We start from the raw sequence: 23,737 nt of genomic DNA on the forward strand, positions 1-23,737 counted from the left end.
CATTTGCATTCCAGGTTGTCATTCCGGGGTGGTCCGCAGGACCGAACCCGGAATCTCGAGATCCCGGGTTCGCCTCTGCGAGGCGCTCCGGGATGACGTCGGTAGTCACGCCGCCAGCGATTCCTCGACCAGCTTCACCCAGTAGGACGTGCCGAACACGATCGCCTCGTCGTTGAAATTGTAGGCGGGGTGATGCAGGCCGGCGCTGTCGCCGTTGCCGCAGAAGATGAAGGCGCCGGGTCGCGCTTCCAGCATGTAGGCGAAATCCTCGCCGCCCATCAGCGGCGGCATTTCGTGCACGTTGGCATCGCCAGCAACCTGCTTTGCAATGCGGCGCGCAACCTCGGTCTCCGCGGCGTGGTTGTTCACCACGGGGTAATTGCGGTGATAACGCAGGTCGATCTTCGCGCCGGTGATCTGCGCGACGCCCGCCACCACTTCATGCACGCGCTTCTCGACCAGCTTGCGCACCTCGGGCGAGAGCGTGCGGATGGTGCCCTTCAGTGTCGCGGTCTGCGGAATGACGTTGCGGGCGTTGCCGGCGTGGAATTCGCAAATCGAGATCACGGCCGATTCCAGCGGATCGACGCTGCGCGCGACGATCGACTGCAGCGCGGTAATCACCTGCGCACCGACCAGGACGGAATCCACGCATTTGTGCGGACGCGCAGCATGACCGCCGAGGCCCTCGATCATGATGTCGACCTCGTCGGTCGCCGCCATGATCGGGCCCGGCCGGATCGCGAACGAGCCGATCGGAATACCGGGGCCATTGTGCATGCCGTAGACCTGCTCGATGCCGAAGCGCTCCATCAGGCCGTCCTTGACCATGGCTGCGCCGCCGGCGCCGCCCTCCTCGGCGGGCTGGAAGATCACGACCGCATCGCCGGCGAAATTGCGGGTTTCGGCGAGGTAGCGGGCGGCCCCCAGCAGCATCGCGGTGTGGCCGTCATGGCCGCAGGCGTGCATCTTGCCCGGGGTCTTGGAGGCGTAAGACAGGTTGGTCTGCTCCTCGACGGGCAGCGCATCCATGTCGGCGCGCAGGCCGATCGTCTTCAGCCCCTCGCCGGCCGGCTTGCTGCCCTTGATCACGCCGACCACGCCGGTCTGGCCGAGCCCGGTCACGACCTCGTCGCAGCCGAACTCACGCAGCCGGTCCGCAACGAATGCTGCAGTGCGATGAACATCGTACAGCAGCTCGGGATGCTCGTGGATGTCCCGGCGCCAGGCCTGAATATCGGGTTGAAGGTCGGCGACGCGGTTCACGATGGGCATGGAGGGTCTCGAGCTTTGTTGAAAATGCAGGACTGTCTACCATGCAAGCGCCAGTCCACCCAACTGCCGCGGGCCGAGGGTAACCCCTGTCCTCTCGTCATGGCCGGGCTTGGCGCCAGCTTGTCTTGGCCATCCACGTCTGACTATTAGGATAGAAAGTGCGTGGATGCCCGGGACAAGCCCGGACATGACGCGCTGGTTGGGTGGAAGCAGAATGCCGAGACGGCTCGAAGGTGAATTTGACTACATTGTCGTCGGGGCAGGTACGGCGGGCTGCATCGTCGCCAATCGGCTGTCGGCGGATCCCGGCAATCGCGTCCTCGTCCTCGAAGCTGGCGGCGACGACAACTGGATCTGGTTCCACATCCCGGTCGGCTATCTCTTTGCGATCGGCAATCCGCGCTCGGACTGGATGTTCAAGACCGAGGCCGAGCCCGGCCTGAACGGCCGCTCGCTCGCCTATCCCCGCGGCAAGGTGATCGGCGGCTGCTCGGCGATCAATGCCATGATCTCGATGCGCGGCCAGGCCGCCGATTATGATCACTGGCGGCAACTCGGCATGACCGGCTGGGGCTATGACGACGTGCTGCCGCTGTTCAAGAAGCTCGAGGATCACTTCCTCGGCGCCAGCGAGCATCACGGCGCCGGGGGCGGCTGGCGCATCGAGGCGCCGCGGCTGTCATGGGACGTTCTCGATGCCGTCGGCGATGCCGCCGAGGAGATGGGCATCAAGCGCATCCCGGATTTCAACACCGGCGACAATGAAGGCACCAGCTATTTCCACGTCAACCAGAAGCGCGGCCGGCGCTGGTCGTCGGCACGCGGCTTCCTCAAGCCCGCCTTGAGGCGCCCGAACCTGCGGCTCGAGAAGCATGTGCTGGTCGACCGCGTCATCATCGAGCGGGGCCGCGCCGTCGGCGTGCGCTTCATCCAGAACGGCGAGATGATCGAAGCGCGTGCGAAACGCGAAGTGATCCTGTCGGCCGGCTCGATCGGCTCGGTGCAGGTGCTGCATCGCTCCGGTATCGGCCCCGCCGACTGGCTGTCGCCGCTCGGCATCGACATCGTCATGGACAAGCCCGGTGTGGGGCGCAATCTGCAGGACCACCTCCAGCAGCGTGCGATCTACAAGGTCGAGGGCGTGCGCACGCTGAACGAGACCTATTACAATCTGTTCCGCCGCGGCCTGATGGGGCTCGACTACGCCTTCCGCCGCCGCGGTCCCCTGACCATGGCGCCGTCGCAGCTCGGCATCTTCACGCGCTCCGATGCGACACGCGCACGCGCCAACATCCAGTTCCACGTGCAACCGCTGTCGCTCGACAAGTTCGGTGATCCCCTGCACCGTTTCCCCGCCATCACGGTCAGCGCCTGCAATCTGCAGCCGACCTCGCGCGGCACCGTGCGGCTGCGTTCGGCGAGCCCTGACGAGAAGCCGATCATCGCGCCGAATTATCTGTCGACCGACGACGACCGCCAGGTCGGCGCCGACGCCATCCGCACCACGCGCCGCCTGATGCAGCAGAAGGCGCTGGCACGATATCGCCCGAGCGAATATCTGCCGGGTCCCTCCGTCGGCGATGACGACGCCTCGCTCGCAAAGGCTGCCGGCGATATCGGCACCACCATCTTCCACCCCGTCGGCACGGCGAAGATGGGCGCCGTGAGCGATCCGATGGCCGTGGTCGACGAGCGGCTGCGCTTCTATGGCCTCAGCGGCTTGCGCATTGTCGACGCCTCGATCATGCCGACCATCACGTCGGGCAACACCAACACGCCGACGGCGATGATCGCCGAGAAAGGCGCGGCGATGATCTTGGAGGATGCGAAGTAGCATCCTGTCGCCATGATCAATCCCCACCGCTTTTCAATCGGCCCGGCCGCCGCAGAGATCGCCATGCTGCAATGGGGCGAGAGCGGCAAGCCACCTGCCCTGCTCGTTCATGGCACTGGCTTCGTCGCCGACGTCTGGGACGAAGTCGCGCGCGAGCTTGCATCGACCTACACCGTCTATGCACTCGACCGCCGCGGCCACGGCGCCAGCCACAAGCCCGGCGCCTATCATTTCCTGGACTATGCGGAGGATGTTTGCCGGGTGGTCGATGCGATCGGCCTGCGAGACGTCTACGGCATCGGCCACAGTGCGGGCGCGACCGATCTCCTGCTCGCGGCAAAACTCTTGCCCGGACGCTTCACACGCCTGTTCGTGATGGAGCCGACCATCATGGACCCGCGCGCGGCGCGGGCCGGAGGGTTGGACGAGGAATCCTTATCGCGAGTAGAGGGCACGCTACGTCGACGCGCCGAGTTCGACAGTGCCGATGCCGTCTTCGAACGCTATCGCACCGCGCCAGCGTTTGCAGATTGGACCGTGACCTCGCTTCGAGCCTATGTGCGCCACGGCTTCGTGCCGCTGGAGAATGGCCGGGTGCGGCTCTGCTGTACACCGGAGACCGAGGCGGCGATCCTGCGCCCGATCTACGAAGCGATGGCGCAGGTTTACGTTGGCGATGCCCGCGGTAATCCGTTTGGGTTGCTCGCCGAGATCGACTGTCCCGTGCGCGTCACGACCGCTGCGAAGTCGGGGCCGATCTATTGGGAGATGGCGCGGCGCGCGGTGTCGCTGATTCCGCAGGTCAGCACGATGGTGTTCGAGGACGCCGGGCATTGTGTGGCGCAGGAAGCGCCCACGGCCGTGGTGGAGGCTGTGCGAGAATTCGCGAAGTAGGTCTCGTGCCCCGGACGCGGCGCGCCACGCAGTGGTGCGCCGCTGAGCCGGGGCCCATCTCACCGCGTAACGTGAGGCCTTCCGGGTCCCGGCTCCGCAACGCATCACCAAGAGGTGCTGCGTTGCGTCCGGGACACGAGCCGCCCTCACGAAATCGTCATCACCTCCCGCGAATAAGTCCCCTCCTCCCCCAATCACCTCTCCGACGCCCAATTCCGGGCAAGCGGAGATGCGCGATGAGCGGACATGATCACGGCGACGACGGCGTCAGCCGCCGCAAGGTGCTGGAATGCATGACCTGGGCCGGCACCGGGGTGCTCTGGACGGTCACCGGCGGCGTGCCGCGCTCGCTCGGCATCATCGATTCCGCGCAGGCCGCGACCGCGGCCGTGCCCGGCATGAGCTTCCTCCAGATCAGCGACAGCCATGTCGGCTTCGACAAGCCGGCCAATCCCAACGCACTCGGCACGCTGGAGGAGGCTGTGGGCAAGATCAACGCGATGCCGGCCAAACCGTCCTTCATGATCCACACTGGCGACATCACCCATCTGTCCAAGGCCGCCGAATTCGACAATGCCGAGCGCATCATCTCGCAGAGCAAGCTCGACGTGCACTACGTACCGGGCGAACACGACTTCCTCGACGAGGAGGTGAAATTTTATCGCGAGCGTTACGGGCGCGGCACCAAGGGCCAGGGTTGGTACTCGTTCGACGCCGGCGGCGTGCACTTCATCGGCCTCGTCAACGTCGTCGACCTCAAGGCCGGGGGTCTTGGCAATCTCGGCGCCGAGCAGCTCGCCTGGCTCCAGGACGATCTGCGCGGCAAGTCGAAATCGACACCGATCGTGCTGTTCGCGCACATCCCGCTCTGGACCGTCTATCCGGAATGGGGCTGGGGCACCGAAGACGGCGGCCGCGCGCTGGAACAGGTGAAAGGCTTCGGCTCGGTCACCGTGCTGAACGGCCACATCCACCAGGTGATGCAGAAGGTCGAGGGCAACGTCACCTTCCACACCGCGCGCTCGACTGCCTTTCCGCAGCCAGCGCCGGGAGCTGCCCCCTCGCCCGGACCGATGAAGGTTGAGGACACAAGACTGCGCTCCATGCTCGGCGTTGCCAGCATCAACTTCAAGCAGAACGAGCAGCGGCTCGCGATCATCGACACGCCGCTCCAGGGCTAGGGTGGAAGCTGACAATGAAGACACTCAACCGCCGCGACTTCGGCGTCGATCTCGGACTTGCTCTGGCCGCGGCCATCCTGCTGCCCGCAACAAAGGCCCGTGCCGACGACATGGACATTCATATCGACAATTTCGTGTTCCAGCCGGCCGAGCTCAAGATCAAGACCGGCACCACCGTGACCTGGACCAACCGGGACGACATTCCGCACACCATCGTGTCGGCCGGCAAGTTCAGGTCCAAGACCCTGGACACCGACGACAAGTTCTCGTTCACCTTCACCGATGCGGGCGAGTACAAGTATTTTTGTTCGCTGCACCCGCATATGACGGGGATGATCAAGGTTGAGTAACGTCTCCAACCAAGGCATCAACGTCTTGCCCGGCCGGTGGTCCCACGCCGGCCGGGCTCCTGCGTCCCCGGCGACATCAGGCGAAACGGCAAAGCGAGCGGCGATGCCACCGACAAGCGACGATCCAGACAAGGCCCGGCGTTTTCGCGAAGCGGCACTACCCCATCTCGACGACGTCTACACCCTCGCGCGCTATCTGCTGCGCGACGCCTCCGATGCGGAAGATGCGGTGCAGGAGTGCTATCTGCGCGCGCTGAAGCACTTCGACAGCTATCGCGGGCCGGCGATGAAGCCATGGCTGTTCGCGATCCTGCGCAACGTCTGCAACGCAGAATACGCCCGTCGTGCGCACAGGCCCAGCGCGTTCGAGGATACGCCCGGCGCCGCCGAGCAGACGCCGATCTGGCAGGAGAGCGAGGCGAGCCCGGAGACCGAAGTGCTGCGCAGCCGCGATGCCGGCGCCATCCGCAAGCTGATCGAGGCGCTCGCCGAACCGTTCAAGGAAACCTTCGTGCTGCGCGAGATCAACAACCTGTCCTATCGTGAAATCGCAGAAGCCGTCGGCGCGCCCATCGGCACCGTGATGTCCCGCCTCGCTCGCGCCCGTGCCCTGCTGCGCGCGGCCTGGACGGCGGAAGAGGAGCAAGCGAAATGACCTGCGACGAAGCAAGGATCATGCTTCACGCGCTGCTGGACGGCGAGCTCGACGCCGGCCATGCGCGCGAGGTCGAAGCCCATATCGCGGGCTGCCCCGGGTGCGCTGCGGAATTGGCCGCACAGCGCGAAATGCAGCGCGTGCTTGCCGACACCAATTTGCGCTACGTCGCGCCCACCAGCCTGCGCAACAAGATCGAGGCCTCGCTGCCGAAGCCGCAGCCCCAGCCGAGCCGCCGCTCCGTGCTGCGTGGCTTTGCGATGGGCTCGGCGGTCTCCGCGCTCGCGGCAACCGGAATCGTCGCCATCGTGCTGCGCCAGGACGACCAGCAGCGCATCCTCTCGGAGGTCGTCTCCGCGCATCTGCGCTCGCTGCAGGCCGGCCACCTCACCGACGTGGTCTCGACCGACCAGCACACCGTCAAGCCGTGGTTCAACGGCAAGCTCGACGTCGCCCCGCCCGTGATCGACCTCACCGCGCAGGGTTTTACTCTGGTCGGAGGCCGGCTCGACTATATCGACGCCCGCGCCATCGGCGCCGTCGTCTACAAGCGTCGCCAGCACGTGATCAACCTGTTCGTGGCACAGACATCGAGCACCGAGCACCAGCCGCCGAAGACCCAGACCATGCAGGGCTTCAATTGCCGCCGCTGGGGCGAGCGCGGCCTGAACTTCTGGGCCGTCAGCGACATCGGCGCCGACGAGCTCGCCGAGTTCGTCGACAAGTTCGAGGCGGCGATGAAGTCGAATGTGGAGGGGTAGATCTTGCTACACCGTCATTGCGAGGAGCTCGCGACAAAATTGCGAAGCAATTTTGCGCTGGAGCGACGAAGCAATCCCCAGGTTGCCTTCGCAGAGACAGTCTGGATTGCTTCGCCTCGCTCGCAATGACGATTGCCGAAATGGCTCGGCCGAAGTCAGGCCGACCTTCGCACTGCGTTGTCCACCAACGTCTTGCCGAGCGACCAGATCGCGCCGGGGACCTTGTGGCTGCCGGCGATGACGTCGTCGAACGCCTTCTCGATCCAGCTGCAGTCTTCCTCGGTGATGGTGAGAGGCGGCAGCAGCTTGATGGTGTGGCTGCCGTGACCGGCGACCTGGGTCAGGATCTTGTGATCCTTGAACAGCGGCACGGTGATGAGCTGGCAGAACAGGCCCTTGTTGGCGGTCTCCAGCACGTTCCAGGAGGCGCGCAGCCGCAGCGATTTCGGCGGGCCGAACTCGACGCCGATCATCAGACCCTTGCCGCGCACTTCCTTCATCAGCTCATAGCCGGGCACCATGCGCGTCAGTGCGAGGCGCAGCTCGGCGCCGCGCTTGGCGGCAGACTCGATCAGCTTCTCGGATTCCATCACGTCCAGCGTGGCGATGCCCGCGGCCATCGCGAGGTCGTTCTTGGAGAAGGTGGAGCCGTGCACCACCGCGCGGTCCATCTGGTTGAAGATCTTGTCGAAGATGGCCTTGCGCGTCAGCACCGCGCCAACCGGCACGTGGCCACCCGACAGCGACTTCGACAGCAGCACCATGTCGGGCTCGACGTTCCAGTGCTCGACCGCGAGGAAACGGCCGGTACGGCCCATGCCGGTCTGGATTTCGTCGGCGACGAACAGCGTGCCGTATTTCTTGCATAGTGCGGCCGCGCCCGGCAGGAACTCGTCGGTGGGCATGTTGACGCCCTTGCCCTGGATCGGCTCGACCACGAAGGCTGCGACCTCACGCGAGGCCAGTGCCTTTTCCAGCGCGGCCAGATCGTTGAACGGGATCGAGGTGCAGCCGGGCAGCAGCGGCTCGAAGCCGGTGCGGAAATTCGAATCGCCCGTCAGCGACAGCGCGCCATAGGTCAGGCCATGATAGCCGTGGGCGCAGTAGACGATGCCCGGGCGGCCGGTGGCGCCGCGCGCGAACTTGATCGCAGCTTCGACGCATTCGGCGCCGGAATTGGCGAAGAACGCCTTGTCCAGATAGGGGACATATTTCAGCAGCCGCTCGGCGAGCACGCCGGCGAGCACGGAGACGTCGAACTGGACGAGGTTGGGCAGGTCGGCATCGAGCACGCTCTTGAGCGCGTCGCGCATGACCGGGTGATTGCGCCCGATCGCGAACACGCCAAAGCCGGACAGCAAGTCGAGATATCGCGCGCCGTCGCGATCGTACAGATACTGCCCCTGCCCCTTCTGGAAGCCGACATCGTAGCCGATGGTCTTGAGGACCCGAACGAACTGCTCGTTCAGATACCGATTATGCAGGGTGCTGCGCTGGGCCTGACGGTCCGCGAAAAGCTCAGACATGTCTGGATTTGGGCTGTGCATCCGTTACATACTTCGGTTGAGGGCCGTCTCGTCAACTGAAAAGGGACCGTTACTGAAAACGGTCTGTGCGGCCTTTTGCCCTTTTTCGGACCATCTTCGCAAGCACAGCTTTAGCCCATGTTGCACTGCCAAGGAACTATCATGCGTTTAGCCCTTTACACCGGACTAATACTGGCTGGCGGTTACACCTGCCTGACCCCGGCGCTCGCCGCCGATCCCACCGGCGACTGGCGGGTTGCCGACGGCGTCGCCAACATTCGCGTCGCCCAATGCAATGGCAGCATGTGGGGCGCCGTTTCCTGGGAAAAGCAGCCCGGCGGCCGCGACGAGAACAATCCGGATGCCTCGAAAAAGACCAGGCCGACACTGGGCATGGCGACGCTGATCGACATGAAGAAGAAACCCGGCGCCGATCAGTGGGAAGGGCAGGTCTACAACGCCAAGGACGGCCAGCTCTATAGCGCGACCATCACGCCGGCCGGCGCCGACCAGCTCGAAATCAAGGGCTGCGTAATGGGCTTCCTCTGCGGCGGCGAGACCTGGACGCGAGTCGGCCCGCCGATCCCCTCGAGCACCGCCAATGCCATGGCCAAGGGTGCGCCCAAGTCCACCGGCGCGGCACCGAAGGCTCAGGGCACGATGGGCGCGACAGCGGCGCCTGCTCCCGCTGCGGCGGCCCCGAAGAGCGCCACCGCCCCCGCAAAGCCGAGTCAGAAGGGTTCCGCCGACCCGGTCGGCGACATCTGCCTACTCCCTGAGATTGCGGGGTTTGCCCATTAGGGCCGGCTGGAACAGCAACACGGCGGCGAGCGTCGTCACCAGCGAAAGTGCCAGCAGCTTGCCCATGCTTGACGTGCCGGGATGGCTCGACAGCCACAGGCTGCCGAACGCGGTCGCCGTCGTCAGTGCGCTGAAAAAGATCGCGCGCGTCAGGCTGGTCTGGAGCAGATTTGTCCTGCCCGAGCGCCAGGCCACGACATAGTAGATCTTGAAGGCGACGCCCACGCCGAGCAGCAGCGGGAACGCGACGATGTTGGCGAAGTTGAGCGGCAGGCCGATCAACACGCAGATCTCGAGCGTCACCGCGCCGGCAACCAGGAGCGGCACCAGCGTCATCAGCACGTCGACGAAGCGGCGCAGCGTGATCCACAGCAAGAGGCCGATCACCAGCAGCGCGTAGATGCCGGCGTGGATGAATGCCTTCACCACGGTGTCGCCGGATTTCAGGATCGAGACCGGCCCGCCGATCGCGGTCGGCTCGGCAACGAGCACCGCCGCCGCAAATCTGCGCAGCGTGTCGTTGTCGTTGGGATCGCCCTTGGGCAGCGCCTCGACGCGGATGATGCCGTCCTTGCTCTTCCAGGCGCTGACGAGATCGGATGGCAGTGAACTCAGGGTGACGGGCCCGGCCTGCATCGCGTTCCTGAGCTGGTCAAACACGACCTTCATCGGCGTGACGAACACGTCCTGCGCCTTGTTGCGCGTGGCCTCGTCGCCATTGGCGAGCTTTTCGAGCGCGTCTGCCAGACGGCGCGAGGCGATCGAGCCCGGCCCCTTCGCATCGCCCGCGGTCCGGCGCAGATTGTCGACCGAGGATTTCAGCGCCTCGACGTTTTCCTTGTCGGTCGGCGCCGCATCGATCTGATCAGGGTTGAGTGCGGGGTTCAGCACCTTGGCGCCCTGCGCGAGCAGCTTCAGCTTCGGCGGCTGATCCTGGGGCACGAAGCTGTTGAGCGACATCACCCGGAGCACCTCGGGGACCTTCTCGAGCTTCGCCTCGACCTGCCTTGCCTGCTCCTCGGACGTGGTCATCACGTTGATGGCATTGGCGCCGGTGTTGGGATCCTTGCGCAGGTCGAGGAAGGTCGCGATCGATTCCGCCCTCGGGTTGCGCAGGTTCATCGGATTGAAGTCGAACTTCATGAAATAGAGCAGCGGCAGGCCGGCGAGCGCCAGCAGCAGCGTGCCGCCCACGACCAGCACGCGGTGCTTCTCCAGAAAGTGATCGAGCGGCGCCAGGAAGGCGTAGCCGACCGGCTCCTTCTCGCCGGGCGGGTTCAGCAGCTTCAGCATGGCCGGCAGAACGGTGATCGAGGAGAGGAACGCCACCAGCATGCCGACGCCGGCGATCTGGCCCAGCTCCGCGATGCCCTTGTAGTCGGTCGGCATGAAGCAAAGGAAGCCAGCCGCAGTCGCCATCGCCGCGAGCGACAGCGGCACCGCCGAGCGCTTCGCCGCCAGCACCAGCGCGCCCGAAAGGTCGTTGTGCTTGAAGCGCTCCGAGCGGTAGCGGACGCTGTACTGGATGCCGAAATCGACGCCGAGGCCGACGAAGAGCACAGCGAACGCGATCGACAGCAGATTGAACGATCCGACCATCATCAGGCCGGCCGCGGTCGTCAGCGCGAGGCCGACGAAGAGATTGACGAACACCGCGAAGATGATCTTCGCCGAATGCAGCGCCAGCCACAGGATCAGCAGCACGACGAGAACCGTGCCGACGCCGTTGACGACGGCGCCTTCCTGAACCGTGGCGTATTCCTCGTTGGCGATCGGGATTGGGCCGGTCAGCCGCACCCGCGCCTGGTATTTGGTCGGAAAATCGAGATCGGCCGCGGCCTTGCGGATCGCGTCGGTGGCATCCTTGCCGGGCTCCAGCGCGTTGTAGTCGAGGATCGGCTTGAACTCGATGAAGGCGCGCTTGTCCGAATCCTTCAGCGGCTCGTCGCTGACGAGCTCGCGCCAGGAGAAGCTCGCATTGCCCTTGTTGAGCACGGTCTCGACCGTCTGCGCGATCAGGTTGAACGGACGCTCGGTGTTGTCGAGCTTGATCTGGCCGCGCTTGACGCCGGCAAGTCCCGTCTCCAGCGCGCCGGTCAGGCCGCGGATCGAGGGATCGCCAGCCATGATCTCGATCAGGGGCGCTGCAGATTCGAATTGGCTGGTGATCTTGCCGACCTCTTCGGTCGGCAGGAACAACAGTCCGTTCTTTTCGAAGAACTCGCCGCTGCCGAGTTGCTGCAGAGACTGGAAGTTGGTCTTGTCGTCCTTCAGCCTGGCATAGAGCGCGTCGGCCGCTGCGCTCGTCATCTCCGGGGTCCGGGCCTCGACCACAGCGAGGATCGTTTCGTTTTGATCGAACGCCTTGTCGAACTGCTGGTCACGCTTGCGCCAGTCGAGATTCTGGGAAATCAGCGAATTGATGTCGGTGTTGATGGCGAAGTGGCGCGCAGCGTAATAGCCCGCTCCCACCGACAGCAGGAGCCCGAGAACGACGACGAGGGAGGCAAACCGGGTGCAGGCCCTGACGATGGCAACGACTACGCTTTGCAGCACTTCTTTTCTTTCTGCGGTTAACAGCTTTGCCGGAAACGCCCGCTGTTTATCGGAGTTCCCGGGCGAAACCTATTGCTGTTTTGAGAGGCTCTCGCCGCCAAAGGTTCGAGGTAAACGGCGGAAGACCGTGGCAAAATCATGCGGGGCGGTCGGTATAGCCGGGGAGTTGAGGCGGGAACGTGACCAAGGGCTGGTCACTGATGTCGCTGGCTTGCATACACCCCCATCTCTACTATAATACCGTAAAATTGGCCTAGCGGGGAACCCGGGGCCATTCGGACTTTCCTTATCGCCGATTTTTTGACACAAAGTATTGCGCCTCCATGCGCCGGAGCCCCGACGGGGGTGGGTGGCTACCGCGTGCGCGGACCGATGGTGCGGATATTGCAACGCATTGGTCAGTATCGGGGTGCCGCCGGGAACTTGCGAAGCGGATTGGTGCAACTTGCGTGATGGACGTCCAATGGAAGTTTATCTGGCGCAGCCGCGCGGCTTCTGCGCGGGCGTGGTGCGTGCGATCGAGATCGTGGAACGGGCGCTGGAGAAGTATGGCCCGCCCGTCTACGTGCGCCATGAGATCGTGCACAACAAATACGTCGTCGAGAGCCTGAAGAACAAAGGGGCAATCTTCGTCGAGGAGCTGTCCGAGGTCCCGCCGAAGGCGGTGACGGTCTTCAGCGCTCACGGCGTCGCCCGCAGCGTCGAGGAAGAGGCCGCCGCGCGCGACCTTCCCGTGCTCAATGCCACCTGCCCGCTGGTCACGAAAGTTCACAATCAGGGGAAGCGCTACATCACCAGGGGCCGCACGCTGATCCTGATCGGCCATGCCGGCCACCCCGAGGTCGAGGGCACGATGGGCCAGGTTCCCGCCCCCGTGCTGCTTGTTCAAAGCGTTCAAGAGGTTACGGCATTGACGCTGCCGGCGGATACGCCAGTGGCCTACATCACCCAGACCACCCTGTCGGTCGACGACACCAAGGATATCATCGCGGCCCTTCAGACCCGCTTTACAGATATTCAAGGTCCGGATATCCGGGATATCTGCTATGCGACACAGAACCGCCAATCTGCGGTAAGGGACTTGAGCAAGCTGGTCGACGTGATCTTGGTGGTGGGCGCTGCCAATAGCTCGAATTCGAACCGGCTTCGCGAAATCGGCACCGAAGCCGGCGTCGCGAGTTATTTGATTGCCGACGGCAGCGAGCTCAATCCGGAGTGGTTGAAAAATGCCAGGACCGTCGGCATCACGGCCGGCGCTTCGGCGCCCGAGGTACTCGTGGATGACGTGATCGAAGCGATGCGGCGGATCGGACCGGTCAAGGTCCAGGTACTGCCGGGCCGCGAGGAAAACATCGAATTCCGGCTTCCGGCCCAATTGGCTGCGAGCTGACCCACCCGAATTCCAAGCCCAGAAAGAAACTTTGTAATGGCTATCCCCTTCTTCAAGGAAATGCGTATCGGCGCCTATCTGCTCAAGCAGAAAATGCTTGGCCGCAAACGCTATCCGCTCGTGCTGATGCTGGAGCCGCTGTTTCGCTGCAACCTCGCCTGCGTCGGCTGCGGCAAGATCGATTATCCCGATGCGATCCTCAACCGCCGCATGACGGCGCAGGAGTGCTGGGACGCGGCCGACGAGTGCGGCGCGCCGATGGTCGCCATTCCCGGCGGCGAGCCGCTGATCCACAAGGAGATCGGCGAGATCGTACGCGGCCTCGTTGAGCGCAAGAAGTTCGTCTCGCTCTGCACCAACGCGCTGCTGCTCGAGAAGAAGCTCGACCTGTTCGAGCCCTCCCCTTACCTGTTCTTCTCCGTGCATCTCGACGGCCTGAAGGACCACCACGACAAGGCGGTGTCGCAGAAGGGCGTGTTCGATCGCGCCGTCTCCGCGATCAAGGCCGCCAAGGCGCGCGGCTTCACCGTCAACGTCAACGCCACCATCTTCGACGGCCATCCGGCCGAGGAGATCGCGAAGTTCCTGGACCTCACCGTCGAGCTCGGTGTCGGCGTCTCGATGTCGCCGGGCTACGCCTATGAGCGGGCGCCGGACCAGGAGCACTTCCTCAACCGCACCAAGACCAAGAAGCTGTTCCGCGACGTCTTCGCGATGGGCAAGGGCAAGAAGTGGAACTTCATGCATTCCGGCCTGTTCCTGGACTTCCTCGCCGGCAACCAGGAATACGAGTGCACGCCGTGGGGCATGCCCGCGCGCAACATCTTCGGCTGGCAGAAGCCCTGCTATCTGCTCGGTGAAGGCTACGCAAAGACCTTCAAGGAGCTGATGGACACCACCGACTGGGAAACCTACGGCACCGGCAAGTACGAGAAGTGCGCCGACTGTATGGCCCATTGCGGCTACGAGCCGACGGCGGCCACCGCAGCCCTCAACAACCCGCTGAAGGCGATGTGGGTGTCGCTGCGCGGCATCAGGACCTCCGGTCCGATGGCGCCGGAGATCGACATGAGCAAGCAGCGCCCGGCGCAGTACATCTTCTCGGCGGAAGTGCAGAAGCGCCTGTCGGAGATCCGCAAGGACGAGGCCGACGCTGCACAGGCCAAGGCGGCGCAGAAGGCTTCGACCGCGGCGTAAGCGGGACAATCAACTCTCACCACGAAGGCCCGGCCGCGATCGCGACCGGGCCTTCTCTTTTGTGGGTCGTTGTGCCGGCGGTCCGTGTCCCGGACGCGCAGCAGCGCTCTTTGCGCTGCTGCGCAGAGCCGGGACCCAGCAGCCGCGTGCCGTGTCGACGCATGGGCCCCGGCTCTGCAGCGCACCGCCCAGGGGCGCTGCGCAGCGTCCGGGGCACGAGACCTTTGCGACGAAATCCATATGGCCTCAGGCGACTCTTCACGCAGACACACCTTCGCAACCTCGCGGCGCATTTCGCCCGAGTCTTGCTGATCGTTGCCGCCCTCAACTGGACCAGAGGGCGCAGGGAAGGCCGGGCGCCGGCGGCACCCGCGGTCCGCGTGCATCGAAAACGCACACGGGGTGGACTACAGGTGTTGCCGGTCGCCCGGCCTTCCCTGCGCGGATGGTTTTAACGGTGTCCTTCGTGCTCTCCTCGGGGAGCGTTGCACTATTGCCCCCGTCGTCTTCGCGGCTGATCGATGTGCGCACCCGGTCGGGCCGCGGCATCACCGCAAGACTTGACGCCAGCCTGCGGGCGTCGGGACCACACGACTTCTCCGTCCGCGGACGGCCTCGCCGAAAGCATCGGACGCTCGCGTGTGCTCGCCCCCGATATCCAGCGCGGCCGCTGTTACGGCGCCGTGTCGTATCGCGTCGCGCATGACTCACGGGTTGCCCGCCCTGTCATCGCCTCCGCGCCGGCGCTGCCGCGTCCACCGCACCCCGGCCCGCATCTCGTGACGATCGCGAAGCGCCCCTCTGGCAGGGCCGGGATGACCGCTCTATGCCACAAATCCGAAATTCTGAAAAGTGGAATATTTTTGCCGGAAGGGGTTGGCGGGTGGTCTGGTGTTTTGCCCGACGGGTCATTTTGACAGCCGCCTGCCGCCCTCTCGCCGTCATTCCGGGGCGCGCACAGCGCGAACCCGGAATCCATCGCGCGGCCGATCCTGCGGCCCAATGGGATTCCCTCCTGCAACAATCGGGAAAACAACCCCATGCACAGTAGAAGCGCGGCTCGGTCGAAGACAGCGCTCGCCTCATTGCTTCCGCCTACGACCACACGGAAGGAGCAAGGAAGCACGGTCTCGCATGCTTCGACCTGAAGGTGTATATTTGTGGCAGTGTCTACAGGAGGCTTCCCTGCCCCATGTCGCCAAGATGTTCAAGTTCGGCAACATCCAGTTCGTCCGATTGCCGACGCAATTTCATTTCTCGTGCGATGAGATCGAAGTGGCGCGGCAAGGTGACGCCGTCATTCTACGCCCTCAGCGGAGTGCCGCCAGAGCTTGGGCATCGCTTCGAGCAGCCGTCGCGCAGGGCTTCAGCCCTGACTTCACAACCGAGTAGCCGCCTCCTTTGGCATTTTGAAGATGAAATGGGTCAGTCTTAGACTTCGAATGCTGGACCTCGAACGGATACCGAACTGCATTGCAATGCACATGCGCGTCTTGTTTCTCATGCTCGCACTACTGTTCGCGGGCACATCCGTAGAAGCGGATGCTCAGCCGTTTCATGCGGGTGTCACGCGCATCACAGTGAGCGATGTTGTCCCGTTTGACACACTGGTTGCGTATCCGACAGACGTGACCGAAGTGCCCTTTCAGGATGGGCCATACACTATCGCCGCTAGCCGCAATGCGCCGATTGCAGCGGGGGCACGTTTTCCGGTCGTTCTCTTCTCGCATGGCGGAGGAGGAACGATCAAAGCGGGAGGCACCCCAGCCCCATATGCCGATCTTCTGACGTCGTTGGCGCGCGAAGGTTTTGTGGTGGTGGCGCCTTTTCACCCAGGATCCAAGCTCCCTCGTGAGGCTCTCGAAGACCGCCCCCGCCAGATCCATAGGGCGCTCGATGCCGTATTGGCCGATCCACGCTTCGCAGCGCATGCCGATCGTAACCGCCTTGGCATGACGGGATTTTCTTACGGCGGTGCCGTCACGCTGATTATCGCGGGCGCAGCTCCCAGCCTGGCTCACTTGGCGGTCTACTGCCGAAACCGCACGAACGATCCGATGGTCTGCGACGGCATCCCAACCGACGGCTCTTTGGCCAACGCGGTCGGCAGGAGATCGCCGGATACGCTCGCGGTGAAAGCGCTCGTCCTGCTTGAGCCATGGGGCTCCTTGTTCGATCGGACCGGATTGATGTCGCTCGACATGCCGACCCTGCTCTATCGCGCGGAAAGCAGCGCTCTCCAGGCTGACGGCAACATCCTCGCTCTTGCGGAGGCCTTGCCCCATCCGCCACGGCTAGAGACCGTACCAGGCGGCCATTTCATATTTTTCGGTCCATGCCCTCCGGCGCTGGAAGCGGACGCGCCCGCTGTGTGCAAGGATGCTCCGGGCATCGACCGGGCGGCAATCCATCGACGGATCAAGGTTGAAATTGGGGAATTCCTTCGCCGAAATCTCTAGCATCGCATCGGCGAGGATAAAATTACGGTGACAGTCCAGCACTGTCACCGTAATTCGAGCGATCAGTCGGACGATGGCCGCGACTACAGTGCTTCACGCACCCCTGCATGCCCCGCCGCTTTCGCCGCCTTGACGAGCTTGCGATCGAAGGTGACGAAAGCCTCGCAATGGCCGGATCTCGTCAGATGCAGGGCATCGGCGAAATCCATTCCCCTCTCGGCAAGGTCGAGCGCCGCCGCAACCGTCGCGCCGTCCTCGATCGTGACGGTCGGCAACCCCGCGAAGGCACGAAGCGCGGGTACGATGTCCGCAGTCCGATAGCCGTACGCGCTTCGCAGCACCCACTCGACTTCGAGGAGCACCGTGACGGCGGCGAAGACGTTCTCGCCATCGATCAAGGTGCGGGCACGTGCGGATTGGGTGGCGTGATCCCTGGTCAGGTAACGAACGATCAGGTTGGTATCAATCGCGATCATGCCGCCGCCTGGCTTCGGCCAGCACGCTTGCGTCCATCTCTTCGAGCATTTTCGGCTTGCCTCGGTAAGCCAGGACCCCAAACACCTCTTCCGGTCGCGTCGCCTCAAAGGCCGGCGCCGGCTTCAGCAGGATGCCCTCCGAAGTCTCCTCGACGGTGAGCCGCGTTCCCGCCTTCCACTCCCGCCGTCGGCGGATGGAGCTGGGCAGAATGACCTGGCCTTTGGTGGAAACGATCGTCGTGAGCTTGTCCGTGGCGGCCATTGCCCGACCTTTCCGATGTAAGACAGATGTAAGATAATCGCAGACGGGCCCACGTTCAAGCTGTCAGGTCGCGTGCGGAGGCCGCATCGAGTAGATCCTCCGCCTGTGACGACGATCACGTGGTTCAAAAAAGAAAAGGCCCGGTCACCCGACCGGGCCTTTTCCTTATTCTCAACTCGACGACGCCGCTCAGGCCGCCTTGGACACCAGCGCCTCGCTCTCGATCAGCTCGGTCCCGATCAAATAATCCCGGCAGCCCCGCAGGCTCCGCAGCGCGCGGTTGAAGTCGATGCCTGTCGAGACCAGCGCATGCAGGGTCGCCGGATTGCGCACGATGCCGCGCAGCACGGCGGCGAGGTCGATCTGGCCGTTCGGCTTGATCGCGGCACGGGCAAGCGCCGGCAGCGCGCGGTGGGCGGGGTCGCTGATGACGCGAACCGCGGCAAAGGGCAGCCCGGCTTCAGTGGCGTAGGCGGCCGCGATGTGGCTTTCCATGTCGACGGCAGAAGCCCCGGTCTCCGAATGCAGCGCCGCCTTGCAGGCGCGCTTGGTGACCACTTCCTCGGCACCGGCGAGGCTGCCACGCACCACGCGGCGGCGGCCCGAGGTCAGGCGGTCGATCAAATCGTCGCCGAGCGAGAGCCCTGCGGCCCAACGGGTATCGCCGTCGAGCACCTCGGTCGCCAGCACGACGTCGCCGGAGCGCAGGCTCGGGTCGAGCCCGCCGGCCACGCCGAACGAGATCACGCCGCGAATCGTCTCTGGATCCACCACCGTCAGCAGCGCCCGCAACTGGGTCGGGCTGCTGGATGAACAAATAACGGCCATTCCCGGCCCGGCTGCGATGCGGGCCTCCTGAACCAGTCCGGTCACGATCAGTATCGGCCGCGGGTCGATGGCATTACCCACGGTAAAATAGTCCCCCGTCCCCAAAGTCACATTCCGACCCCTACCACCCTGCTGTTGGTGTTCCGCAAGTTCCGATACCGCGCCAGTGCCCACAACGGAAAGAACTTTGGGTAACCATGATACCGCAGATAGAACACGCGGGGGAAGCCTGTGGCGGTGTACCGCTGCTCGTCCCACAGTCCTTTTTTGTTCTGTGTTGCAATCAGGTACTCCACCCCGCGGGCGACGGCCGGGTGATCAACCTCGCCTGCCGCCATCAGGGCAAGCAAGGCCCATGCCGTTTGCGAGGCGGTCGAGGGGGCGGCCTCCCATCCCCGGTAGTCCAGCCGGTAGCTGACGGCGTCCTCGCCCCAGCCGCCGTCCTCGTTCTGGATCGAGGCCAGCCAGCCGGCGGCCTTCCGAATCATGGGGTCCTTGCGGTCGACCCCGGCCATGTTGAGGGCGCAGAGCACCGACCAGGTTCCATAGATGAAGTTCATGCCCCAGCGGCCGTACCAGGAGCCCTCGGGGTGCTGGGTCTTCCGCAAATAGGCGACCCCGTCAGCCACGTGCTTGCTGGTCTTCTCGGTCTCGCCGAGCTGGGCCAGCATCGAGATGCAGCGCGCCGTGACGTCCTCGGTCGGCGGGTCGAGCAGCGCGCCATGGTCCGAGAACGGGATGTTGTTGAGATAGTATTCGAGATTGTTGACGTCGAAGGCAGCCCAGCCGCCATCGTCGCTCTGCATGCCCTCGATCCACTCCCGGCCGCGATCGATCGCGGCGTCGTAGCCGGTCGCACCGTGCTCCCGGCGCATGCGGTCCATCGACATCACCACCACGGCGGTGTCGTCGAGATCGGGGTAATGCGCGTTGTTGTACTGGAAGGCCCAGCCGCCCGGACGCACGTCGGGCCGCTTCACCGCCCAGTCGCCCTTCACCTCGAGCTCCTGCTTCGGGATCAGCCAGTCGAGGCCCTGCTTGGCCGCCGGCACCGCCTTGTCGCCGCCAGCTTCCAGCAGCGCATGCGCCGTCAGCGTCGTGTCCCACACCGGCGAGACGCAGGGCTGGCAATAGGCTTCGTCGTCTTTGATCACGAGCAGCTTGTCGATGCCCCGGCGTGTGATCGCGCGCGGCGGGAAGTTCTCGTCCTTGCCGAGCGCGTCGTACATCATGACGATGTTGGCCATGGGCGGGTAGATCGCGCCCATGCCGTCCTCGCCGTTGAGCCGCTCCTCGGTGAAGGCGAGCGCCGCATCGATGGCGCGCTTGCGCAAGGCCTTCGGGAACATCGGCTCGATCACGCGCAGAATCGCGTCGAGCGAGCGAAACAGCACGAACCAGGCCATGCTCTGGTGCGGCGCCTTCGCCGTCATGCCGATCGAGCGGGGATCCTGCAGGAACAGCTCGTCGATGCCGACGCCCTTCGGGTTCTTCGCGCGCGGCTTCAGCGCTGCGAGCACCATCAACGGCACCATGGTGGTGCGCGCCCAGTATGAGATCTTGTTGAGGTGGAACGGCGACCAGAACGGCAGCAGCACGATCTCGATCGGCAGCACCGGCACCGCGCGCCAACTCACCACGCCGTACATCGCAAGCAGGAAGCGCGTGAAGACGTTGCTGTTGACGGCGCCGCCGCGCGCGTGGATCGCCTCGCGCGCGCGCACCATGTGCGGGGCGTCGACGGAATCGCCGATCATCTTCAGCGCGAAATAGGCCTTCACGCTGGCGCTCATGTCGAACTCGCCGTCATGCACCAGCGGCCAGCCGCCATGGGCGCCCTGAATGCGGCGCAGGTAATTGGCGATCTTGGCTTCGAGCACGGCATCGACCGGCTCGGCGAGATAGTGGCGCAACAGGACGTATTCGGCCGGAATCGTGCAGTCGGCCTCGAGCTCGAACACCCAATGGCCGTCCGCCTGCTGGAAGTCGAGGACGCCCTGCGTCGCCGATGCAATGCTCGATTCCAGGATGCCCGATTGCAAGATCCCCGATTGAAGGGCTTCGCGGCTGGTCGCGTTCACGGAATCCATCTCGCTCGATTGCTCCGATAGTCGATTGAAATTGGCCGGGACGTCTGCCCGTCAGGGCCGCTTTGCGGCGAGAACCAGATCGGCGGCGCGATCACCGGACCGGACCGATCCCTCGATGGTTGCAGGCAATCCCGTAGCAGTCCAATCACCCGCAAGGAACAGGTTTTTCAGCGCAGTGACCGGCCCCGGGCGCAGGGCATTCTGCGCCGGCGTCGCCGCAAATGTGGCACGGCGCTCGCGCACGATCTGCCAAGGGGGCAATTGAGTGGACAGCTCGCCGGAAACGCCGCCGGCCTTGCAGACGTCGTTCCAGATCGTCTGCGCGAGTTCCTCACGCGGCATGTCGACCAGACGGTCGCTGTTGCTGATGGTCACCGAGAACCGGTTCGGGAACGCGAACAGCCACTCCACGACGCCGCCGATCACGCCGAGGATGGGCGCCGAAGCCGGCGGCGGTGTGATCCGGAAATGCGCATTCACGATGGCGCGATATTCGGTCGGCGTCTTCACGCCCGGCAGCAGGCTCGCAGCAGCCCGCGGCGGCACCGCCATCACGACGACGTCGCCCTCCCCGATCTGAACGACATCCTCGCCGCCGAAATTCAGCGCACTGGCCTTGCCGTCAGTGCTGGTGAAGGACCGCAGCTCATGGCCGAGTTGAACGGTGTGGCCGCGCTCCTGCAGGAACTTCACGGCCGGCTCGATCAGAACGGCGCTAAGGCCGTCGCGCGCGATGAGGGGACGGCAGGCCTGTCCGCCGGCAAGCAGCGTCTCGCGCACGATGGCGCCGGCAAGCCCGGCCGAGCCCTCGGGCGGATCGACGTTGAGCGCCGCGAGCAGCAGCGGCTGCACCAGACGCTGATAGAGCACGCCTTCGCAAGGAATCGATTTGCCGACCAATGTGTCTTCCGACGCCCAGATCAGCGGCGCCAGCTTCAGATAATCGGTGAGGCCGGTGTCGGGCACGCGGCGGCCTTCGTCGAGCACCCAGGTCGGCAGACGACCATTGCCGAGATCGATCTGCCAGCGCTGCCCGGTCTTGATGTCGACGAAGGGAAACTGCGCACTGTCAGGGCCGACGAGGCCGGCCTCGCTGCCGATCGAACGCGCATAGGCGCGCGCATGGCTGTTGCCCGACAGCAGCAGATGATTGCCGTTGTCGATGGTGAGATTGGTGGCGCCGTCGAAATAGGAACGGCAACGGCCGCCGGCCTGCTGCGTCGCCTCGTGCACGGCGACCTTGAAGCCGGCATTGGCGAGCCGCACGGCGGCGGAGAGGCCGGAAATTCCGGCACCGATGATATGAGCTGTCTTTTGCATCAGATGAAAGCGTAGCGAAGCAGGATCAGGATACGTGTGACCTTCGACACACGCACCGGCTGGCGCGGCGCGTTGAAGCCGCGCGCAATCAGCAGATCCAGAATGGAATGATAGTATTTCGACATGATCCGCGGCGCGCGCACCGTGCGGCGCTTGTTGCGGTTCATGATCTCGTCCGACTTCTCGAAATGCGTCTTCGCACGCTGCGTCAGCGGCAGGCAGACCTTCGGCAGCGCGCGCTCGGCGATCACGCGGTTCGGATCGTCGGAGGTGATGCCGGCATGCAGCAGCGCCTCGCGCGGCAGATAGAGCCGGCCGAGGCCAGCGTCCTCGTCGATGTCGCGCAGGATATTGGTGAGCTGAAGCGCGCGGCCCAGATGATAGGCGAGCTGGATGCCGTCTTCCTCGGGCAGGCCGAACACCCGCACCGACAGCCGCCCCACCGCGCTGGCGACGCGATCGCAATACAGATCCAGCGTCGCCATGTCGGGCGCGCGGATGTCCTGCGGGACGTCCATCTCCATACCGTCGACGATGGCGAGGAAATCCTCGCGCTTGAGGCCGAAGGTCTTGACCGAGCCGACGTAGTCCTTCAGCCGCGGCGGCGGATTGCCCTGATAGAGCGCGTCGATGTCGTTGCGCCATTCCTGAAGCGCGGCGAGCCGCTCCGTGCGCGGACCGTCGGAATCGGCGATGTCGTCGACCTGGCGGCAGAAGCTGTAGATCTGGAACATCGCTTCGCGCTGGTCATGCGGCAGGATGCGCATCGCGGCGTAGAACGAGCTGCCGGATGCGGTCGAGCCATAATTGGCGCCGGGCGAGGTCGCCTCAAGCGTCATGTGCAGTCCCCGGTCTGGAAATGGCCTTGCGTCCAATTGCGCGGCGGCCGACCTCGCCGATCATTCCGGCAAGGCTGAAGATGAGCAGTTCGAATTTGTTCAGGTGCACCCGCTCGCGCAGGGGATCGCGCACCTTCAAGAGGCGCACGATACGGTCGGCATAGGCCTGGATCACCGCGACGTCGACGCCGAGGCGGAAATCCCGGATCTCCGCAGCGAGCGCCCTGCCCTCGTCGAGCAGCGCTTCATTGCGCACGGCCAGCGCCTGCAGGCAGGCCAGCATCGCCGGCGGCGACTGCGAAAGCCCGAGCTGCTCGACCGAAGCACCGTGTGCTGCCAGTGCATCGCGCGGCAGATAGACGCGGTTGAGCTCGCGGAAATCCTTGCCGCAATCCTGCAGGTGATTGTTGATCTGCAAGCCTGCACAGAGCGCATCCGATGCGGCCCAGGTCGAGGTGCTCTCGCCGTGGACATCGAGCATGAAGCGGCCGACGGGCATCGCCGAGTAACGGCAATAGTGGATGACCTCGTCCCAGTTCTCGTAGCGCAGCTTGGTCACGTCCATGCGGAAGGCGATGAGCACGTCGAGCGCATGGCGCGGCGCCATGCCGCGCTCGGCCAGTGCACGGCGCAAAATGACGGCCTCAGCCTGGGTGTCGCCCTTGCCAAGCAGTTCCGCCTCGAGCAGGTCGAGATAAGCGAGCTTCTGATCGGGCGGCAGGGTCGCGTGATCGGCAATGTCGTCGGCGGTGCGGACGAAATTGTAATACGCCAGGATCAGGGCGCGATGACGCGGATGAATGATCCAGGACGCGACGGGAAAATTCTCGTCGCGGTCACCTTTACCGGATCGCAATTCGCTCGCAGAGGTCATCGAGGGCTGGTTTACAATCGTTTGGACAGGAAGGGCTTCTTCGCTCGCGCGGGCTCATGCCGGCGATCCGCCGCGGCCCCCATATAGGGGAATACGGCCGTAAAACCAATCCTGTCTCTCGATGGCTGCCCTTCCGCGGATCGGGCCCGAAAAGGCGGCCCCGAGGCCG

20 protein-coding genes are annotated in these 23,737 nt (G+C 64.5%); 10 read left to right on the forward strand and 10 right to left on the reverse strand.

What is annotated here, in order from left to right; genetic code table 11:
* Positions 1 to 105: 105 nt before the first annotated feature.
* Entirely contained in the window at positions 106 to 1,275 is a 1,170-nt protein-coding gene (locus GDN70_RS27150; protein WP_152103278.1) for a M20 aminoacylase family protein, read from the reverse strand.
* 214 nt (positions 1,276 to 1,489) lie between these two features.
* On the opposite strand from GDN70_RS27150, the gene GDN70_RS27155 reads away from it, so the two are divergent.
* The 6 genes from GDN70_RS27155 to GDN70_RS27180 all read left to right on the forward strand — a co-directional run bounded on the left by GDN70_RS27155 (position 1,490) and on the right by GDN70_RS27180 (position 6,950).
* On the forward strand, positions 1,490 to 3,109 hold the full coding sequence (locus tag GDN70_RS27155) for a GMC family oxidoreductase (RefSeq protein ID WP_028143201.1): 1,620 nt from the start codon (positions 1,490 to 1,492) through the stop codon (positions 3,107 to 3,109).
* 12 nt (positions 3,110 to 3,121) lie between these two features.
* On the forward strand, positions 3,122 to 4,003 hold the full coding sequence (locus GDN70_RS27160; RefSeq protein ID WP_038947795.1) for an alpha/beta fold hydrolase: 882 nt from the start codon (positions 3,122 to 3,124) through the stop codon (positions 4,001 to 4,003).
* Between the two features lie 236 nt (positions 4,004 to 4,239).
* Entirely contained in the window at positions 4,240 to 5,184 is a 945-nt protein-coding gene (locus GDN70_RS27165) for a metallophosphoesterase (RefSeq protein WP_038971550.1), read from the forward strand.
* A gap of 14 nt (positions 5,185 to 5,198) precedes the next feature.
* Complete coding sequence (locus tag GDN70_RS27170; RefSeq protein WP_152103279.1) at positions 5,199 to 5,534, forward strand: cupredoxin family copper-binding protein; 336 nt, start codon at positions 5,199 to 5,201, stop codon at positions 5,532 to 5,534.
* Between the two features lie 103 nt (positions 5,535 to 5,637).
* Positions 5,638 to 6,189, forward strand: a complete 552-nt coding sequence (locus tag GDN70_RS27175; RefSeq protein ID WP_028143205.1) for a sigma-70 family RNA polymerase sigma factor — start codon at positions 5,638 to 5,640, stop codon at positions 6,187 to 6,189.
* A complete protein-coding gene (locus tag GDN70_RS27180; protein ID WP_152103280.1) occupies positions 6,186 to 6,950 on the forward strand; it encodes an anti-sigma factor in 765 nt (254 codons plus the stop codon). The genes GDN70_RS27175 and GDN70_RS27180 overlap by 4 nt, the downstream gene beginning before the upstream one ends.
* A gap of 155 nt (positions 6,951 to 7,105) precedes the next feature.
* Here GDN70_RS27180 and hpnO read toward each other — a convergent pair whose 3' ends face one another.
* Positions 7,106 to 8,497 carry an aminobacteriohopanetriol synthase HpnO gene (gene hpnO / locus GDN70_RS27185; RefSeq protein WP_018315705.1) on the reverse strand — a complete coding sequence of 464 codons (1,392 nt, stop codon included), beginning with the start codon at positions 8,495 to 8,497 and terminating at the stop codon, positions 7,106 to 7,108.
* A 141-nt stretch (positions 8,498 to 8,638) separates the two neighbouring features.
* On the opposite strand from hpnO, the gene GDN70_RS27190 reads away from it, so the two are divergent.
* Positions 8,639 to 9,277, forward strand: a complete 639-nt coding sequence (locus GDN70_RS27190) for a DUF2147 domain-containing protein (RefSeq protein WP_028143207.1) — start codon at positions 8,639 to 8,641, stop codon at positions 9,275 to 9,277.
* On the opposite strand, the gene GDN70_RS27195 is transcribed toward GDN70_RS27190, so the two are convergent.
* Positions 9,245 to 11,833: an MMPL family transporter gene (locus GDN70_RS27195; RefSeq protein WP_095424631.1), complete on the reverse strand. Its 2,589-nt coding sequence runs from the start codon at positions 11,831 to 11,833 to the stop codon at positions 9,245 to 9,247. The genes GDN70_RS27190 and GDN70_RS27195 overlap by 33 nt on opposite strands.
* 463 nt (positions 11,834 to 12,296) lie before the next feature.
* On the opposite strand from GDN70_RS27195, the gene ispH reads away from it, so the two are divergent.
* The 3 genes from ispH to GDN70_RS27220 all read left to right on the forward strand — a co-directional run bounded on the left by ispH (position 12,297) and on the right by GDN70_RS27220 (position 16,879).
* Entirely contained in the window at positions 12,297 to 13,223 is a 927-nt protein-coding gene (gene ispH / locus GDN70_RS27200) for a 4-hydroxy-3-methylbut-2-enyl diphosphate reductase (RefSeq protein WP_028143209.1), read from the forward strand.
* Between the two features lie 36 nt (positions 13,224 to 13,259).
* Positions 13,260 to 14,420 carry an adenosyl-hopene transferase HpnH gene (hpnH, locus tag GDN70_RS27205; RefSeq protein ID WP_028143210.1) on the forward strand — a complete coding sequence of 387 codons (1,161 nt, stop codon included), beginning with the start codon at positions 13,260 to 13,262 and terminating at the stop codon, positions 14,418 to 14,420.
* A 1,415-nt stretch (positions 14,421 to 15,835) separates the two neighbouring features.
* Positions 15,836 to 16,879, forward strand: a complete 1,044-nt coding sequence (locus GDN70_RS27220; protein WP_152103281.1) for a dienelactone hydrolase — start codon at positions 15,836 to 15,838, stop codon at positions 16,877 to 16,879.
* Between the two features lie 83 nt (positions 16,880 to 16,962).
* On the opposite strand, the gene GDN70_RS27225 is transcribed toward GDN70_RS27220, so the two are convergent.
* The 7 genes from GDN70_RS27225 to hpnC form a co-directional block, all read right to left on the reverse strand.
* Positions 16,963 to 17,355 (reverse strand): type II toxin-antitoxin system VapC family toxin, encoded by a 393-nt coding sequence (locus GDN70_RS27225; protein WP_038971555.1) that lies wholly within the window; start codon positions 17,353 to 17,355, stop codon positions 16,963 to 16,965.
* Positions 17,342 to 17,617 carry an AbrB/MazE/SpoVT family DNA-binding domain-containing protein gene (locus GDN70_RS27230; protein ID WP_038971556.1) on the reverse strand — a complete coding sequence of 92 codons (276 nt, stop codon included), beginning with the start codon at positions 17,615 to 17,617 and terminating at the stop codon, positions 17,342 to 17,344. Before GDN70_RS27230 ends, GDN70_RS27225 begins: the two co-directional genes overlap by 14 nt.
* Positions 17,618 to 17,806: 189 nt before the next feature.
* Complete coding sequence (locus tag GDN70_RS27235) at positions 17,807 to 18,556, reverse strand: phosphorylase (RefSeq protein WP_038971557.1); 750 nt, start codon at positions 18,554 to 18,556, stop codon at positions 17,807 to 17,809.
* Positions 18,553 to 20,535: a squalene--hopene cyclase gene (gene shc / locus GDN70_RS27240; protein ID WP_038971558.1), complete on the reverse strand. Its 1,983-nt coding sequence runs from the start codon at positions 20,533 to 20,535 to the stop codon at positions 18,553 to 18,555. The genes GDN70_RS27235 and shc overlap by 4 nt, the downstream gene beginning before the upstream one ends.
* Positions 20,536 to 20,586: 51 nt before the next feature.
* Complete coding sequence (gene hpnE / locus GDN70_RS27245; protein ID WP_038971559.1) at positions 20,587 to 21,855, reverse strand: hydroxysqualene dehydroxylase HpnE; 1,269 nt, start codon at positions 21,853 to 21,855, stop codon at positions 20,587 to 20,589.
* A complete protein-coding gene (gene hpnD / locus GDN70_RS27250) occupies positions 21,855 to 22,694 on the reverse strand; it encodes a presqualene diphosphate synthase HpnD (protein WP_038971560.1) in 840 nt (279 codons plus the stop codon). Before hpnD ends, hpnE begins: the two co-directional genes overlap by 1 nt.
* On the reverse strand, positions 22,684 to 23,568 hold the full coding sequence (hpnC, locus tag GDN70_RS27255) for a squalene synthase HpnC (RefSeq protein WP_038971561.1): 885 nt from the start codon (positions 23,566 to 23,568) through the stop codon (positions 22,684 to 22,686). The genes hpnD and hpnC overlap by 11 nt, the downstream gene beginning before the upstream one ends.
* Between the last annotated feature and the right edge of the window lie 169 nt (positions 23,569 to 23,737).

It is taken from the genome of Bradyrhizobium sp. TM102 (assembly GCF_009176685.1).
GTDB classification, from domain to species: Bacteria; Pseudomonadota; Alphaproteobacteria; order Rhizobiales; family Xanthobacteraceae; genus Bradyrhizobium; species Bradyrhizobium ottawaense.